The sequence below is a fragment of the Streptomyces sp. NPDC127098 genome, assembly GCF_042722465.1.
GTDB classification, from domain to species: Bacteria; Actinomycetota; Actinomycetes; order Streptomycetales; family Streptomycetaceae; genus Streptomyces; species Streptomyces millisiae.
Genome location: NZ_JBHXFJ010000104.1, coordinates 1 through 14,969, shown reverse-complemented (window position 1 = coordinate 14,969; position 14,969 = coordinate 1). Strand labels below are relative to the sequence as shown.

Annotated in this window: 12 protein-coding genes; 5 read left to right on the top strand and 7 right to left on the bottom strand. The window is 73.3% G+C overall.

Annotated elements, in window-relative coordinates; genetic code table 11:
* From ACFWI8_RS34770 to ACFWI8_RS34760, 3 genes are all read right to left on the bottom strand, one after another.
* The coding region (locus ACFWI8_RS34770) for a protein kinase (protein WP_387099809.1) at window positions 1–1,174 on the bottom strand (1,174 nt) is incomplete at its 3' end.
* Window positions 1,175–1,273: 99 nt separating this feature from the next.
* On the bottom strand, window positions 1,274–3,304 hold the full coding sequence (locus tag ACFWI8_RS34765) for a protein kinase (protein WP_387099806.1): 2,031 nt from the start codon (window positions 3,302–3,304) through the stop codon (window positions 1,274–1,276).
* Window positions 3,305–3,474: 170 nt separating this feature from the next.
* Window positions 3,475–5,181 carry a glycerol-3-phosphate dehydrogenase/oxidase gene (locus ACFWI8_RS34760; RefSeq protein ID WP_387099804.1) on the bottom strand — a complete coding sequence of 569 codons (1,707 nt, stop codon included), beginning with the start codon at window positions 5,179–5,181 and terminating at the stop codon, window positions 3,475–3,477.
* Between the two features lie 218 nt (window positions 5,182–5,399).
* On the opposite strand from ACFWI8_RS34760, the gene ACFWI8_RS34755 reads away from it, so the two are divergent.
* Both ACFWI8_RS34755 and ACFWI8_RS34750 read left to right on the top strand, forming a co-directional pair.
* A complete protein-coding gene (locus tag ACFWI8_RS34755; protein WP_387099801.1) occupies window positions 5,400–6,623 on the top strand; it encodes a nucleotide sugar dehydrogenase in 1,224 nt (407 codons plus the stop codon).
* Window positions 6,624–6,701: 78 nt separating this feature from the next.
* On the top strand, window positions 6,702–8,171 hold the full coding sequence (locus ACFWI8_RS34750; RefSeq protein WP_387099798.1) for an alkaline phosphatase PhoX: 1,470 nt from the start codon (window positions 6,702–6,704) through the stop codon (window positions 8,169–8,171).
* A 42-nt stretch (window positions 8,172–8,213) separates the two neighbouring features.
* Here ACFWI8_RS34750 and ACFWI8_RS34745 read toward each other — a convergent pair whose 3' ends face one another.
* The 4 genes from ACFWI8_RS34745 to ACFWI8_RS34730 form a co-directional block, all read right to left on the bottom strand.
* Complete coding sequence (locus ACFWI8_RS34745; RefSeq protein WP_387099795.1) at window positions 8,214–9,329, bottom strand: GuaB3 family IMP dehydrogenase-related protein; 1,116 nt, start codon at window positions 9,327–9,329, stop codon at window positions 8,214–8,216.
* Between the two features lie 70 nt (window positions 9,330–9,399).
* Window positions 9,400–10,905, bottom strand: coding sequence for an IMP dehydrogenase (guaB, locus tag ACFWI8_RS34740; protein WP_387099792.1), 1,506 nt, complete (start codon window positions 10,903–10,905; stop codon window positions 9,400–9,402).
* A gap of 156 nt (window positions 10,906–11,061) precedes the next feature.
* Window positions 11,062–11,637, bottom strand: a complete 576-nt coding sequence (gene shbA / locus ACFWI8_RS34735; RefSeq protein WP_311603595.1) for an RNA polymerase sigma factor ShbA — start codon at window positions 11,635–11,637, stop codon at window positions 11,062–11,064.
* Window positions 11,638–11,913: 276 nt separating this feature from the next.
* Window positions 11,914–12,525, bottom strand: a complete 612-nt coding sequence (locus tag ACFWI8_RS34730; RefSeq protein ID WP_019431595.1) for a response regulator transcription factor — start codon at window positions 12,523–12,525, stop codon at window positions 11,914–11,916.
* 332 nt (window positions 12,526–12,857) lie between these two features.
* Here ACFWI8_RS34730 and ACFWI8_RS34725 point away from each other — a divergent pair, with 332 nt between their 5' ends.
* The 3 genes from ACFWI8_RS34725 (at window position 12,858) to ACFWI8_RS34715 (ending at window position 14,841) form a co-directional block, all read left to right on the top strand.
* The gene (locus ACFWI8_RS34725) at window positions 12,858–13,187 is read left to right on the top strand and encodes a WhiB family transcriptional regulator (RefSeq protein WP_387099788.1); all 330 of its coding nucleotides are present in this window, start codon (window positions 12,858–12,860) and stop codon (window positions 13,185–13,187) included.
* An 83-nt stretch (window positions 13,188–13,270) separates the two neighbouring features.
* On the top strand, window positions 13,271–14,083 hold the full coding sequence (locus tag ACFWI8_RS34720; protein ID WP_387099785.1) for an SDR family NAD(P)-dependent oxidoreductase: 813 nt from the start codon (window positions 13,271–13,273) through the stop codon (window positions 14,081–14,083).
* 65 nt (window positions 14,084–14,148) lie between these two features.
* The gene (locus tag ACFWI8_RS34715) at window positions 14,149–14,841 is read left to right on the top strand and encodes an ester cyclase (protein ID WP_311603588.1); all 693 of its coding nucleotides are present in this window, start codon (window positions 14,149–14,151) and stop codon (window positions 14,839–14,841) included.
* Window positions 14,842–14,969: the final 128 nt, after the last annotated feature.

The window sequence follows — 14,969 nt, the reverse complement described above, 5'->3', positions numbered from 1 at the left end:
GTGGTGGGGGAGGCGGAGGGGCCGGGCGCGCCGGCGGCGGGGGGGCCGCGCGGGCCCCACCCGCCCCGGTGGGCGCGCCCGCGCCCGAGCGGCGCGCCGCGGCCGCCTGGGTGCCGGCGCGGTACGCCGCGATGGCGCCGCTGCGGGCGGCCCGGTCCGTCGCCGGCCGGCCGTCGCCGCCCTCGAAGTCCCAACTGCTCGGCAGCCCGTCACGCCGCTCCGGCCGGCCGCCCTGGTCGCGCATCCTGGCCACCAGGTCGGCCGCCGACCGCTCGCCGGTGTCCCCGCCGTTCTGCCAGCGCCGGTACGCCTCGGGCCCCGGTCCTTGCGGACCCTCCCGCACGAAGCCCGGCGGCGGCGCGCTGACGGCCAGCGGATCGACCGCCGGCCCCTCGCCGCCCTGCCAGGACTGTGGCTGCGGAGGCGGCGGCAACTGCTGGTGCGCCTGCGGCGCCTGAGCCTGCGGCAACTGGGGCCGCCCCGGCGGCTGCGGCACCCGGGGGATGCTGCCGGTGCCCCACTCGGTGCCGGCCTCCGGGCCCTGCTGCCTCGGCTCCCGCACGAACGTCTCCGGCACGCCGGACGGCAACGGGTCGTACCCGCACAGCACTTCCTCCGCCGCCCCGGCCGCCAGGCCGGTCAGCACGGCGCGCCCGTCGTCGCAGATCAGCACCGTGCGGGCGGTGACGTTGCGGTGGGTCCAGCCGTGCGCGTGCACGATCCGGAGCGCGGCGAGCAGGTCGGCGGCCACCTCGGCCGCCCGGTAGGGGCCGAGCCGCTCCTCGGCGAGCACCGCGGCCAGCGACCTCGCCGGCAGTAACTCGCTGACGATCCAGAGTCCTTCGCCCTGCACGAAGACGTCGAAGACCTGCCCGAGCCGCGGATGGTCGGGGAGCTGGGCGGCGGCCGCCGCGGCCTCCACGGCCCGCCTGACCACCGGATCGTCGGGGACCCGGGTGGCCCGGTCGGCGCCGAAGCCGCGCCCCGCGCCGTGCCGGCCGTCCTCGTCCAGCGTCTCGGCGTCCACCACCTCGGGCAACGGCACCTGGCGCACCAGGACTTCCTGGCCGCTCGCGGTGTCGAAGGCCCGGGACTCGACGAACTCGAACTCCTCCGCGGGCGTCCTGGGGAGGCGGTAGCGATCGGCGAGCAGCCGCCCTGTGTAGTGGTCCACGATGCCTCCCCACCGCTGCCGCGCTCCGGGCACAACCGGTCTTCCACGATACGTCCCGTAGCCGCGCCACGGCTACGGTCCGTCAACTCCACTTATGTCTCAGTCCAGGGGCTGGAAGGTCTGGAACGCCGTCTCCCGCAGCGTCACGCAGTCGCTCCCGTCCCAGGCGTCGGCGGCGCAGGTGATCATGATCGCGTAACCATGGTCGTCGTCGACCCGGAAGCCACGGTCCAGCACCCGGACCCGCTCGCCGTCCTCCGTGCGCTCGAACTGCCAGTCCGCGACGGTGGGATAGTCCCGCCAGCTCACCGTCTCGATGCTCAGCAGCTCGTAGTTCGTGCTGTTCCTTCGGACCGAGGGCTCGAGGTCACGCCAGGACGCCTCCGCGTCCTCCCCCGGGCTCGCAGTGAAGTCGATCTGGATCCTGGGCAGCCCACCGTCCGACGCGCCGTATATGCCGCCCGAGTTCTGGCCGGCTATGCCGACCCGCTCCCAACCCTGCGGCAACGATATCTGGAACCGGAAGTCCTGATCCACGACTTCCGCGTATCCGGCGGGATTTCCGGGCAGCGAGTCGTCCTCGGGGTCGGCCTCGGGCGCGGTGCCGGGCGGCGCCTCGTCCTCCTGCCCCGTCGGATCCTGGGTCGGCTCCTCGGTCGGCTCGTCGGCGGGCTCGTCCGACGGCTCCTGGGCGGCGGGCTCGTCCGACGGCTCGTCGACCTGCTCCTGGCTCTGCTCGTCTGTCGGCGCCGGACCGCCCGCGTCGGTGTCGTCGTCGCCGCCGAGCGTCAGGAAGAGCGTGGTGCCGAGCACGGCCAGCAGCACGACGACCACCGCGGCGGCGATCAGCGCCCGCCGGCGCCGGTCGTCCCCCGCGACGGCGGGTGCCACGACCGTCGCCGGCGGCTCACCTGGGCGGCGGCCGAGCGTGGCGAGCCCGACGACCACCGTCCGGTCGTCGGAGCCCTCCGGGGCCCGCAGCGCCTCCTGGAGCATCTCCCGGGCGGTCGGCTCGTCGATCCGCAGCGCCGGGTCCTTGACCAGCAGCCCGTTGACGACCTCGGTGAGCGGACCGGCCTTGCTCGGCGGCACCACCGGATCGTGCATCACGGCCGCCAGGGTGGCGATGGCCCCGCCCTCGTCGTACGGCGGCCTGCCCTCCACGCAGCAGTACAGCAGCGCGCCGAGCGACCACAGGTCGGCCGGCGGCCCTGGCGCCTCGCCACGGGCCCGCTCGGGCGAGATGTAGGACGGCGCGCCCACCAGCATGCCGGTCGAGGTGATCGACGGGTCGCCCTCCACCTTGGCGATGCCGAAGTCGGTGAGGACGACGCGGTCGTCCTCGGAGACCAGGACGTTGGACGGCTTCACGTCGCGGTGCAGGATGCCGGCCGCGTGCGCGGCGCGCAGCACGTCGAGGATCTCCAGGCCGATCTCGGCGGCCCGCCGCGGCGACATCGGCCCGTCCCGCCGGATGACGTCCGCGAGCGAGCGCCCCTCGATCAGCTCCATCACGATCCAGGGCCGCGACCCCTCGTCCACGACGTCGAACACGGTGACGACGCCGCGGCTGCGGATGGTGGCGATGGCCTTGGCCTCGCGCATGGTCCGGGTGATCATGCGCCGCCGCTCGGCGTCCTCGACCCCGGCGGGCAGTCGCAGCTCCTTCACGGCGACGGTGCGGCCGAGGACCTCGTCCCTGGCCTCCCACACCGTCCCCATCCCGCCCCGCCCGACGACGGCCCCCAGCCGGTAACGCCCCTTCAACAACCGCCCCTCGCCGCCACCGCGCTCCGCGGGGGGCCCAGCAGGAACCGCGAGCTCCGCCCGCGGATCGCGCTCCGCGCCCTTGCGCTCCGCGCGGGGAGCCGCGACGGCGGCTCCGTCCGCACGTTCCGCGTCAGTGCTCTCCTCCGCGGCACGCGAAGGGACGTGCTCGCCGTCGTCGCCGCCTCCCGCGCGGGAGGCGCTCCGGCCCGAGCCGGCGACCTTCCCGTCCGCGGCGGCAGCGCCGTCGGTCTCGCCACGAGCGGCAGCGTCCTCGCGCTCCCCCGCCCCCGAGGGGGTCTCGCCGCGCGCAGCGCTCCGCCCCGCGCCGGAGGCGGTGGGTGACTGATCGGTCGTCACCACGTCGACCGGCGTATCCGGCGAATCGTCATCCCCCGGTGTCCTTCTGACCGGTCCGCCGGCAGGCGGAGGCGCGGTCTCGTCCTTGTCCTGGTGGCCCATGTGTAGCGTCCCCTCCGGCTTCCCCGGACATTGTCACCCATCCGACCGACACCCGGGCGCCCGGCGGCCGACTACAGCGGAACCGTGTCCGGCGCGCCAAGGCGGGCCGCGTCGGCCGTCTGGTCGTCGGGTTGCAACTGCGACTCACGCTCCGCCTCGACCCGCTTCTGGTAGTGCTCGACCTCCCGCGCCACCTGGTCGGCCGTCCAGCCGAGCACCGGCGCCATCAGCTCGGCGCACTCGCGCGCGCTGCGCGTCCCGCGGTCGAACGTCTCGATGGAGATACGGGTGCGGCGGGTCAGCACGTCCTCCAGATGGCGGGCCCCCTCGTGCGAACTGGCGTAGACGATTTCGGCCTTGAGGTAGTCGTCGGCCGCCGGCAGCGGCTCGCCGAGGCGGGGGTCGGCCGCGATGAGCTCGAGCACCTCCTCGGTCAGCGAGCCGTAGCGACCGAGCAGGTGCTCGACGCGGGCCTGGTGGAGGCCGAAGCGCGCCGCGAGACCGGCCCTGGCGTTCCACAGGGCGTGGTAGCCCTCGGCGCCGGCCAGCCGCACCTCCTCCGTGCAGCAGGGGGCGACGCGCCGGTCGAGGCCGTGGACGGCGGCGTCGACCGCGTCCTTGGCCATCACCCGGTAGGTGGTGTACTTGCCGCCGGCGACGACCACCAGGCCCGGCACCGGGTGCGCGACCGTGTGCTCGCGCGACAGCTTGCTCGTCGCGTCCGACTCGCCGGCCAGCAGCGGCCGCAGCCCGGCGTAGACGCCCTCCACGTCGTCCCTGGTGAGCGGCACGGCCAGCACCGAGTTGACGTGCTCGAGCAGGTAGTCGATGTCGGCGCTCGACGCCGCGGGGTGGGCCTTGTCGAGGTCCCAGGCGGTGTCGGTGGTGCCGACGATCCAGTGCCGGCCCCAGGGGATGACGAAGAGCACGCTCTTCTCGGTGCGCAGGATGAGGCCGGTGGTGGAGTGGATCCGGTCCTTGGGGACCACCAGGTGGATGCCCTTGGAGGCGCGTACGTGCAGGTGGCCGCGCTCGGCGATCATGGCCTGGGTGTCGTCCGTCCAGACCCCGGTCGCGTTGACGACCTGCTTGGCCCTGATCTCGTAGCTGCCGTCCTCCTCCAGGTCCTTGACCCTGACCCCGACGACCCGCTCGCCCTCGCGCAGGAACTCGGTGACGCGCGCCCGGTTGGCGGCGAGCGCGCCGTAGCGGGCGGCGGTGCGCACCAGCGTCGCGACGAAGCGTGCGTCGTCCACCTGGGCGTCGTAGTACTGGAGGGCGCCGACCAGCGCCTCCTTCTTCAGGCAGGGCGCCACCCGCAGGGCGTGACGGCGGCTCAGGTGACGGTGGTGCGGCAGGCCGCGGCCGTGTCCCGACGAGGTGGCCATGACGTCGTAGAGCGCGACGCCCGAGCCGGCGTAGAACCGCTCCCAGCCGCGGTGTCGGAGCGGGTAGAGGAACGGTACGGGGCGCACCAGGTGGGGGGCGAGACGCTCCAGGAGCAGCCCACGCTCCTTCAGCGCCTCGCGGACCAGGCCGAAGTCGAGCATCTCCAGGTAGCGCAGGCCGCCGTGGATCAGCTTGCTCGACCTGCTCGAGGTGCCGGAGGCCCAGTCCCGCGCCTCCACGAGGCCGGTGGTGAGCCCGCGGGTGACGGCGTCAAGCGCGGTGCCCGCCCCGACCACCCCGCCGCCGACCACCAGCACGTCGAGCTCGCGTTCCGCCATCCGGGCGAGCGCGGTGGCGCGCTGCTCCGGCCCCAGTGCGGCTGTCTTCACGCCTGCCTCCAGTTCGCCTCGCCCTGATCCGCTTCTTCGCTGCGCCGAACGACCGTCCGAGGGTAGTCATGACGTCCCTGCTCCGATACTCCCCCATTTCCCGTGATGTGGCGCGCCGTCTGTCCACAGGCACAGCCAATACACCATATCTTTCATATATGCCCCTAAGCTGACTTGCAGTTCGAGGGGGGCGGGAGGGAAGGGAGCGGAAAACGTCCATGCCCGCTGATCTCGCGGTCCTCGGCCTCGGCCAGTTGGGGCTGCCGGCCGCCCAGGCCGCCACCGCGGCCGGCATCGGCACCGTCTGCTTCACCCCCGACACCCGCGCCGCCGCCGCGCTCAACGCCGGGCGCCCGCCCGCCTCCGGCGCGCTGGCCGCCTCAGAACTGCGCCGGATGCTCGCCGCCGGCTTCCGCGCCGTCAGCGACCCCGCCGTGCTCGGCCGGGCCAGGTCCGCGCTGATCTGCGCGCCGACCCCGCTGGGCGCCGACGGCGCGCCCGACCTGGGCGGCGTCCGGGAGGCCGCGACCACGCTCGCGCCCCGGCTGCGCCCCCACACCCTCGTCGTCCTCGAGTCCGCGGTCTGCCCCGGCACCACGGAGGACGTCGTCCGCCCGCTGCTCGAACGCGGCTCCGGGCTGCGCGCCGGGCGCGACTTCCACCTGGCGCACGCGCCGGGGCGCCTCGACCCGGCCGACCGCGCCCCGGGACAGCCGCGCGTCATCGGGGGCCTCACCCCCGCCTGCACCGAGGCGGCCGCCGCCTTCTACGGCCGGCTCACCGACCGGGTGGTGCGCGCCAGGGGGGTGCGGGAGGCGGAGGCCGCCAAGGTGCTGGAGACCAACCTCAGACACGTCACCACCGCCCTGGTCAACGAGATGGCGGTGCTCTGCCACGACCTCGGCGTCGACGTCTGGGACGTGGTGCGCTGCGCCGAGAGCCGCCCCTCGGTGCCGCCCGCGATCCGTCCGGGGCCCGGCGTGGGAGGCCACACCGTCCCCATGGACCCCGGCCGCCGGCTGCCCCTGGTGGGGTTGGCCAAGCGGATCAACGAGCGGATGCCGCGCTATGTGACCCGCCGCGCCGCCGCGCTGCTCAACGAGCACGGCAAGGCGGCGCGCGGCGCCCGCGTCCTGCTGCTCGGCGTCACCTACCGCCCGGACCAGCCCGACCAGGAGCGCGCGCCGGCCGCCGACGTGGCCGCCCTGCTGCTCGCTCTCGGCGCCCACCTCTCCTTCCACGACCCGTTCGCCGCCGAGTGGCGGGTCGCCGACCGGCCGGTCCCGCGCGCGGAGTCGCCCTACGAGGAGGCGGCGGCGGCCGACCTGACGCTGCTGCTCCAGCACCACGCGACCTACGACCTCCAGGGCCTGGCCGCCAAGGCCCAGCTCCTCCTCGACACCACGGGCGCGACGCCGGCAGGCGCGGCGCACCGCCTCTGAGCACGCCGGGTGACGCCGCCGCGCGCCGGTCGCCTGGCGTTCAGGCGCGGTTTCCCGGGCACCGCCAAGGTGTGCGCCATGAGCACAAACACCCACGAATCACAGGACGCGCAGGACTCCGCCGGGCTGAGCCGGCGCTCGTTCGTCGCCCGTTCCGCGACCGCCGGCGCCGGCCTGGCGATCGCCGGCACGGCCGGCGTGCTGGCCACCGCCCCCGGCGCCGTCGGCGAACCGGGCCACGACGGCGGACGGGGCCGGCGCGAGCCGGGCTACGGCCCGCTCGTCACCGACCCGGCCGGCATCCTCTCCCTGCCCGCCGGCTTCTCCTACCGCGTCATCACCCGCGCCGGCGAGACCACGCTGGAGAGCGGCGAGACCACCCCCTCGAACCACGACGGCACCGGCTGTTTCGCCGGCGCGCGCGGCGCCCACCTGCTGGTCGTCAACCACGAGCTCGACGGCCCGCGCACCGAGGCCGACCACCCGGTGCCGCTCGCCGAGGACCTGGTGTACGACCCGGCGGCGCCCGGCGGCTGCACCGTGGTGGAGGTCGTCGACGGCGGCGACCACGTCACCGAGTGGGTCGGCATCGCCGGCACCGCCAACAACTGCGCCGGCGGCACCACCCCCTGGGGCACCTGGCTGACCTGCGAGGAGAACGCCGACCGCGCCGGCGAGAACGGCATGACCAAGGACCACGGCTACGTGTTCGAGGTCGACCCCTACGACCGGGAGGCCAACCGCTCCCCCCGGCCCATCAAGGCGCTCGGCCGCTTCGAGCACGAGGCCGTCGTGGTCGACCCGCGCCGCGGCGACCTGTACCTCACCGAGGACGCCGACGAGCCCAACGGCCTCTTCTACCGCTGGGTCCCGCCGCGCGGCTTCCGCCACGGCCGCGGCCGGCTCGGCACGCTGGCCGACGACGCGGGCACGCTGCAGGCGTTCAAGTGCTTCGACTCCCAGGGCCGGTTCGTCGACGACCTCTCCCGCACCACCAGGACCGGCACGGTCTACGGCGTCGACTGGGTGGACGTGCCGGACCGCGACGCGCGCGACGCGTCCATCCGCGAGCAGTTCGGCGCGGGCGAGATCACCAGGGCCCGCAAGCTCGAGGGCATGTGGTGGGGCGACGACGGCGCCTACTTCGTCTCCTCCTACGCCCGTGAGGAGAGCCCGGGCACCCCGCACGACGGCCAGGTCTGGTTCTACGACCCCAGGCGCCGGACCGTCACGCTCAAGGTGCTGCTCGGCGTCAACCCCGACCCGTCGCGGGAGGGCCACCTGGACGGCCCGGACAACATCACCGTCTCGCCCTACGGCGGCCTGATCATCGCGGAGGACGGCGACGGCCTCCAGCACCTCTTCGGCGCCACCGACGACGGCCGGACGTGGGCGCTGGCCCGCAACGAGGTGAACATCGGCACCGCCGAGGAGCCGGAGTTCAGCGAGTTCACCGGCGTCACCTTCTCGCCGGACGGCGGCACCCTCTACGCCCACATCCAGGAGCCCGGCATCATGCTGGCGATCACCGGCCCCTGGCACCGGTGACCCGCTCTCGCGCCGGCCGGCGACGGCCGGCGCGAGCCGCCGTCAGCGGGAGCGCGCGACCGTCACCTCGACGCGCTGGAACTCCTTGAGCTCCGAGTAGCCCGTCGTCGCCATCGCCCGCCGCAGCGCGCCGAAGAAGTTCATCGAGCCGTCCGGGGTGTGCGAGGGGCCGGTCAGCACCTCCTTGGTGGTGCCGACCGTGCCCAGGTGCACCTTCTTGCCCCGCGGCACGTCCTCGTGCACGGCCTCCATGCCCCAGTGGTGCCCGCGCCCCGGCGCGTCCGTCGCGCGGGCCAGCGGCGAGCCCATCATCACGGCGTCCGCGCCGCAGGCGATCGCCTTCGGCAGGTCGCCTGACCAGCCGACGCCGCCGTCCGCGATGACGTGCACATAGCGGCCGCCCGACTCGTCCATGTAGTCGCGGCGGGCGGCCGCGACGTCCGCCACCGCCGTGGCCATCGGCACCTGGATGCCCAGCACGTTCCGCGTGGTGTGCGCCGCGCCGCCGCCGAAGCCGACCAGCACCCCGGCCGCGCCGGTGCGCATCAGGTGCAGCGCCGCCGTGTACGTGGCACAGCCGCCGACGATCACCGGCACGTCGAGCTCGTAGATGAACTGCTTGAGGTTCAACGGCTCGGCCGCGCCCGACACGTGCTCAGCCGAGACGGTCGTGCCGCGGATCACGAAGATGTCGACGCCCGCGTCCAGCACGGCCTTGGAGAACTGCGCGGTGCGCTGCGGCGAGAGCGCCGCCGCCGTGACCACGCCGGCCTCCCTGACCTCGCGGATCCGCTGGAAGATCAGCTCCTCCCTGATGGGCGCCGCGTAGATCTCCTGGAGCCGCCGGTTGGCCGAGCCCTCGTCCAGCTCGGTGATCTCGGCGAGCAGCGGCTCCGGGTCCTCGTAACGGGTCCACAGCCCTTCGAGGTTGAGCACGCCGAGGCCACCGAGCTCACCGATGGCGATGGCGGTGGCCGGCGAGACCACCGAGTCCATCGGCGCGGCGAGGAAGGGCAGTTCGAAGCGGTAGGCGTCGATCTGCCAGGCGATCGAGACCTCCTTGGGATCACGCGTCCGCCGGCTGGGCACCACGGCGATGTCGTCGAAGGCGTATGCCCGCCGGCCGCGCTTGCCGCGCCCGATCTCGATCTCAGTCACGTCCAGAGCCTTTCCACGGGGTTGTGCGCCCCCCAGTATCGCGCGCCCGGTGTCGGTGTCGCGCCCCCGCTCAGCGGCCCGAGTAGTTGGGCGCCTCGACCGTCATCTGGATGTCGTGCGGGTGGCTCTCGTGCAGGCCGGCGGAGGTGATCCGCACGAAGCGACCACGCTCCTTGATCTCCGGCACCGTGCGGCCGCCGAGGTAGTACATGGACTGGTGCAGGCCGCCGACCAGCTGGTGGACCACGGACGCCAGCGGGCCGCGGTAGGGCACCTGGCCCTCGATGCCCTCGGGGATCAGCTTGTCGTCGTCCGAGACCTCGTCCTGGAAGTACCGGTCCTTGGAGTACGAGCGCCGCTCGCCGCGCGACTGCATGGCGCCGAGCGAGCCCATGCCGCGGTAGGACTTCCACTGCTTGCCGTTGATGAACATCAGCTCGCCCGGGGACTCCTCGCAGCCGGCCAGCAGGCTGCCGAGCATCACCGTGTCGGCGCCGGCGACCAGCGCCTTGGCGATGTCCCCGCTGTACTGCAGGCCGCCGTCCCCGATGACCGGGATGCCGGCCTCGCGGGCCGCGAGCGAGGCCTCGTAGATCGCGGTGACCTGCGGCACGCCCACGCCCGCGACCACCCGGGTGGTGCAGATGGAGCCGGGGCCCACGCCGACCTTGATGCCGTCCACGCCGGCGTCGACCAGCGCCTTGGCGCCGTCCCTGGTGGCGACGTTGCCCGCGACGATGTCGACCCGGTCGTAGTTGGACTTGATCTTGGCGGCCATCTCCGGCACCAGACGCGAGTGGCCGTGCGCGGTGTCCACCACCAGGAAGTCGACGCCGGCCTCGATCAGCGCCTCGGCCCGCTCGTACGCGTCCCCGCCGACGCCGACCGCCGCGCCCACGATCAGCCGGCCGTTCGCGTCCTTGGCGGCGCGCGGGTACTGCTCGGCCTTGACGAAGTCCTTGACGGTGATCAGGCCGCGCAGCCGTCCCTCGTCGTCGACCAGCGGCAGCTTCTCGATCTTGTGCCGGCGCAGCAGCCCCATGGCGTCGTCGCGCGAGATCCCGACCCGCCCGGTGACCAGCGGCATCGGGGTCATCACCTCGCGGACCTGGCGGGCGCGGTCCGACTCGAAGGCCATGTCCCGGTTGGTGACGATGCCCAGCAGCCGGCCCTCGGCGTCCGTGACGGGGACGCCGCTGATCCGGAACCTGCCGCAGATCTCGTCGGCCTCGCGCAGCGTGGCGTCGGGGCGGACAGTGATCGGGTCGGTGACCATCCCGGACTCGGAGCGCTTGACGCGGTCGACCTGGGCGGCCTGCTCCTCGATCGACAGGTTGCGGTGGAGCACGCCGGCGCCGCCCTGGCGGGCCATGGCGATGGCCATCCTGGCCTCGGTGACCTTGTCCATCGCCGCGGAGAGCAGCGGAACGTTTACCCGGACGTTCCGCGAGATGCGCGAGGAGGTGTCGATGTCCTGCGGCGCCATGTCGGCCGCTCCAGGCAGCAGCAGCACGTCGTCGAAGGTCAGCCCGAGGGCAGCGAACTTCTCGGGTACCTCGCCCGCGTAATCAGTCATGACAGCCTTACAGCCTTTCCCGCATCTCCGGCGTACTCCCCTTGGGCTCACCCCGCCGGGGTGCACTCCATGCTACGGCTCCCGCGAGGGGCCACTGACCGGGCCGTCCAGGCTCGCCTGACAGCGCGCCCGGCGGTCGCGGCCCCCGGGGCCGGCCTAGCGGCCCGCCAGCGCGCGCAGCCTGGAGAGCGCCCGGTGCTGGGCGACCCGGACGGCACCCGGCGACATGCCGAGGACCTGGCCCGTCTCCTCGGCGGTCAGCCCGATCGCGACCCGCAGCAGCACCAGCTCCCGCAGGTGCCCCGGCAGGTCGGCCAGCAGCTTCTTGGCCCACTCGGCGTCGCTGCTCTGCAGCGCGCGCTCCTCGGGCCCGAGCGAGTCGTCCGGCCGCTCCGGCATCTGGTCGGAGGGCACGGCGGTGGAGCCCGGGTGCCGCAGCGCCGCCCGCTGGAGGTCGGCGACCTTGTTCTGGGCGATGGCGACGACGAAGGCGTCGAACGGCCGTCCCGTGTCGCGGTAGCGCGGCAGCGCGCACAGCACCGCGAGACAGACCTCCTGCGCCAGGTCGTCCACGAAGTCTCTGGCCTCGGCCGGCAGTCGGGCGAGGCGGGTGCGGCAGTAGCGCAGCGCCAGCGGATGCACGTGTGCCAACAGGTCGTGGGTCGCCTGCGCGTCCCCTTCCGAGGCGCGATGCACGAGGGTGCCGATCCCGGTTGCCTCGTCGTCGCGCATCGGTCCATGGTGCACCGTTCCTCCACGATCAGAACCACCGTGGGCTGAGTTGTGCACCGAAGCGTTATGTGCGGGAGCGCTCAGCGTCATGTTCCTCGCTCTCCCCTTGCATGTGGCCGGCTCGTCCCCAAGGAGCGTCATGCCTTCAAGGATGCGTCACCCGGGAACTTTTTGAGCACGGCCGCCCGACCTGCCCGCTCCCGGGCTGCTCACCGGACGGGGTGAGGGCCGCCGCCGCGCTCCCCGTCCGGCCGTTGAACTGGTCGTTCCGAACCCTCAGCGGACCAGGCCCCAGCGGAAGCCCAGCGCCACCGCGTGCGCGCGGTCGGAGGCGCCGAGCTTCTTGAACAGCCGCCGGGCGTGCGTCTTGACCGTGTCCTCCGAGAGGAAGAGCTCACGGCCGATCTCCGCGTTGGACCGGCCGTGACTCATCCCCTCGAGCACCTGGATCTCGCGCGCCGTGAGCGTGGGGGCCGCGCCCATGTCGGACGAGCGGAGCCGGCGCGGCGCGAGGCGCCAGGTCGGGTCGGCGAGCGCCTGCGTGACGGTGGCGCGAAGCTCCGCCCGCGAGGCGTCCTTGTGTAGATAGCCGCGGGCGCCGGCGGCCACGGCCAGGGCCACGCCGTCCAGGTCCTCGGCGACGGTCAGCATGATGATGCGGGCGCCGGGATCGGCGGAAAGCAACCGGCGGACGGTTTCCACGCCCCCGAGCCCGGGCATGCGCACGTCCATCAAAATCAGATCGGAACGATCGGCGCCCCAGCGGCGCAGGACTTCCTCGCCGTTGGCCGCCGTCGTGACTCGCTCGACGCCAGGCACGGTCGCGACCGCGCGGCGCAGCGCCTCCCGGGCGAGCGGGGAGTCGTCGCAGACAAGGACGGACGTCATGGCCGGCCTCCGCAGCTGATGCGCATCACCTTGAGCCTCCAGGCAAGTTGTGTGTCGTCATCTGTGCGGTTGACCAGGCCCGTCAACCGCCTCCGCCCTCTCAACGACGGTCACCCGAAAGAGTTACGGCCGCCAACCACACAGCACCAGCACTCTACGTGACCGACTTATCACACGGGAGCCCCTATCCGGTAAACACGCCGAACATCGACTTCGCCCTTTTTGGGCTTCTTGCCCATCTTGAGGTGTCTACGGCTATATTCGGCTGGTAGTCATATTTACATCAGGCTTCATGAGCTTCTGCAGCAGATCGAAGACGATGGGACACAGTCATGGCAGACTTCTCGCGCCTTCCCGGCCCCAATGCCGACCTGTGGGACTGGCAGCTGCTCGCCGCCTGCCGCGGCGTCGACAGTTCGCTGTTCTTCCATCCAGAGGGCGAGCGCGGCGCGGCCCGCAGCGCTCGCGAAGAGGCCGCCAAGGAAGTGTGCATGCGCTGCCCCGTGCGCGCGGAGTGCGCGGCGCACGCGCTGTCCGTCCGCGAGCCCTACGGGGTGTGGGGCGGGCTCACGGAGGACGACCGTGAGGAACTGCTGGGGCGCGCGCGGCGCGACCTGGCGGGCGCCGCGGCGCGCGGCGGCGGCAGGAGCACCGGCTCCTAGCCGGTGCTCCTGGCCGGCTCCGGCGCACACCAGCACACTCCCGGCGGCCGGGCGCCGCCACGCCGACCACTACGGTTCGGCCTATGACAACCGCATTGGTGACGGGTTCGACCGCCGGCCTCGGCGCCGCCTTCGCACGCCGGCTCGCCCGCGACCGGCACAACCTGGTGCTGGTCGCCCGCGACGGGGACGCGCTGCGACGGCAGGCAGCCGAGCTGCACGACCGGCACGGCATAGAGGCCACGGTGCTGGTCGCCGACCTGGCCACGGACGAGGGCATCGAGGCCGTCGAGCGACGGCTCGCCGACCCCGACCGGCCCGTCGGCCTCCTGGTCAACAACGCCGGCTTCGGTCTGCGGGGCCGCTTCCTCGACGTCCCCATGGCCGACGAGCTGCGGATGCTCAGGGTGCACTGCGAGGCGGTGCTCAGACTCACGTCCGCGGCCGCCGAGGCGATGCGCCGGCGCGGCCGGGGCGGGGTGATCAACGTGGCCTCGGTCGCCGCGTTCGTGCCCCGCGGCACCTACGGCGCGTCCAAGGCATGGGTGGTGCAGTTCACCCAGGGGGTGGCCCGGGACCTGGCGGGCAGCGGGGTGCGGCTGCTCGCGCTCTGCCCGGGGTTCGTCCGCACCGAGTTCCACCAGCGGGCGGGCATGAGCACCGACAACATCCCGAACTGGATGTGGCTGGAGGCGGACCGGGTGGTGGACGCGGCGCTGCAGGACCTGGCCCGCGGCCGGTCGCTGAGCGTGCCCGACGCCCGGTACAAGGCGCTGCTCGGCGTCACCAAGCTGGTGCCACGCGGCGCGCTGGGCGCCGTTTCCTCGCGGGCCGGACGGAAGTACGGCCCCCGGCGCCCGAACGGACGGACGGAGGGCGCCGGGGATGATCTGTGACGAAACAGACACGACTCACTAGGCTGGACGTATGAGAAACAGGCGCCTAGAGACTCGGATCCATCATGACTTTCGTACAGGTAATCGATTGCCGGACCAGCCGGGTCGATGAGCTGAACCGGCTGATGGACACCTGGGTGGCCAGCACCCAGGGCAAGCGGACCGCTACCCATTCGGTGGTCGGCACGGACCGGGACGACTCGACGCACGTCGTCGAGATCGTGGAGTTCCCCTCGTACGAGGAGGCCAAGCGCAACTCGGACCTGCCGGAGACCGGGCGGATCTTCGAGGAGATGGTCGCGCTCTGCGACGACGTGCCACGCTTCACCGACCTTGACGTGGTGCGCGACGAGCAGCTGAACAAGGCGACGGCCAGGAGCTTCTTCGAGGAGATCAGCAAGGGCAACCCGAACGCCCTGGAGGGGCTGTGCACGCCGGGCTACGTCGACCACGACCCGGGCAACGGACCGGAGCCGGTCGGCCGGGCCGAGGCCGAGTCGATCGCCGCCCGCTACGTCGGCGCCATCTCGCCCACCTTCCTGATCGACGACCAGGTGGCGGAGGGCGACATGGTGACCACCCGCTGGACGGTCACCGGCACGCACGACGGCGAGTTCATGGGCCTCCCGCCCACGGGCCGGCCGGTGCGGATCACCGGGCAGACCACCCACCGGTTCGACCACGGGCTGATCGCCGAGGCCTGGTGGAACTGGGACCAGTTCGGACTGCTCAGCCAGATCGGCATGGTCGAGCTCTGACCCCCGGGACCTGACCGGCCCACCCCACGTACGCCGAGGGCCCCGGCGCCGCGAGCGGTACTCGCGGCGCCCGGGCCCGGTACCCGCCCCGGGTTCCCCGGGTGAGGGGGGATGCGCAATGGGCGGGG

Bases quoted from the DNA above. Each gene is read 5' to 3' on its own strand.
- ACFWI8_RS34755 (WP_387099801.1), top strand. From the start codon at position 5,400: ATGCCCGCTGATCTCGCGGTCCTCGGCCTCGGCCAGTTGGGGCTGCCG.
- ACFWI8_RS34750 (WP_387099798.1), top strand. From the start codon at position 6,702: ATGAGCACAAACACCCACGAATCACAGGACGCGCAGGACTCCGCCGGG.
- guaB (WP_387099792.1), bottom strand. From the start codon at position 10,905: ATGACTGATTACGCGGGCGAGGTACCCGAGAAGTTCGCTGCCCTCGGG.
- shbA (WP_311603595.1), bottom strand. From the start codon at position 11,637: ATGCGCGACGACGAGGCAACCGGGATCGGCACCCTCGTGCATCGCGCC.
- ACFWI8_RS34730 (WP_019431595.1), bottom strand. From the start codon at position 12,525: ATGACGTCCGTCCTTGTCTGCGACGACTCCCCGCTCGCCCGGGAGGCG.
- ACFWI8_RS34725 (WP_387099788.1), top strand. From the start codon at position 12,858: ATGGCAGACTTCTCGCGCCTTCCCGGCCCCAATGCCGACCTGTGGGAC.
- ACFWI8_RS34720 (WP_387099785.1), top strand. From the start codon at position 13,271: ATGACAACCGCATTGGTGACGGGTTCGACCGCCGGCCTCGGCGCCGCC.
- ACFWI8_RS34715 (WP_311603588.1), top strand. From the start codon at position 14,149: ATGACTTTCGTACAGGTAATCGATTGCCGGACCAGCCGGGTCGATGAG.